General features: G+C 59.6%; 1 protein-coding gene and 1 pseudogene. Both read right to left on the reverse strand.

Annotated features, from left to right (window positions below):
• On the reverse strand, window positions 1-525 hold a 525-nt coding region (locus D6877_RS13600; RefSeq protein WP_130911129.1), incomplete at its 3' end, for a disulfide bond formation protein B.
• Window positions 526-741: 216 nt separating this feature from the next.
• Window positions 742-1,118, reverse strand: a pseudogene (locus D6877_RS13605) (heme biosynthesis protein HemY); the annotation flags it as partial.

Genomic DNA, 1,118 nt, shown 5'->3' on the forward strand with positions numbered 1-1,118 from the left:
CGCTTCGTCGCTGACCGGTCGTTGCAGAGCGCTCCAGATCAGACGCAACAACTGATAAACCGCAAGGATCGACACGCCGACAAAAAACAGCAGGCTCCATTCCGGGATGCTCAGATCGAACAGTGTCCAGGAGATGTCCGCACAATCGGCGCCGCCGTTGAACATCCGTTGCAAGGCGCAGATCCACGGCAGGTCGCTGAACAGTGACTCCACGGTTGGCGAGCATTTGACCAGTTGCAGCATGGAGTCACTCTGGATCAACACCTGCCGCCACGCAGCGGTGGTTCCTCCCAGACTGGCGCCGAGCGCAAACAGCCAGTACCACCATAAGCCAACGCGCCGAGGGCCATGCACCGCCGCCACGCCGCAGCCGATGCACAGCAATGTGAGGAACAATCGCTGCACCAGGCACAGACTGCAAGGCGTCAGGCCGACCGCGTATTCGAGGTAATAGGAAGCTCCCAGAGCAAAGGCCCCCGCAATGAAAGCCATGAAGAACAAGGAGCGTGAGCAGGCCAACGACATGGCTTTTCCGTAACAGTAGAGACAGACGGTTACGGTAGAGGAAAGCGTGTCAGCCTTTCAAGGCAAGGGCCTGCCGACAGTTCACCGCAGGTGTAGGGAAAACCCGACAGGCTCGATAGGAAACGGTGAAGCGCTCTGTAGGACTTTGTCTCCAGAGCGCGAAGAAGGGGAATTTTCGGTCATCGAAGTTCGCGAGGGAGCAAACTCCCTCGCCATTCATACCTTCGCCGCAACCGGCAAAGGCGCCGCGAGCAGGCGTTCATCCAGCAGCCCCAGACCTTCCTGGAACAACTGATTGCTGCGCTCGGTATCGCCAAGCTGTGCAAGCAGGCGGGCCAGTTCCGCACAGGTCTCCGGATTGCGCTGCACGCGCAAACTGCTTTCCAGATAGTCGCGAGCCTTGCCCCACAGACTGGTTTGCAGACACAACCGCCCGAGGGTCAGCAGCAGACTCGGATCGGCAGGGTGCTCCTTGAGCCAGCCTTCGGCAATCTGCAACTGACGCGCAGGATCACTGCCACGAACCAGACCATAAAGCCGCGCCAGATGGCTGTCGTACTTGCGCTTGAGCGCTGTGCGCAGCACTTCTTCGG

Origin of the sequence: Pseudomonas sp. Sample_9 (assembly GCF_004307535.1) — a bacterium.
GTDB lineage: Bacteria > Pseudomonadota > Gammaproteobacteria > Pseudomonadales > Pseudomonadaceae > Aquipseudomonas > Aquipseudomonas mercuritolerans.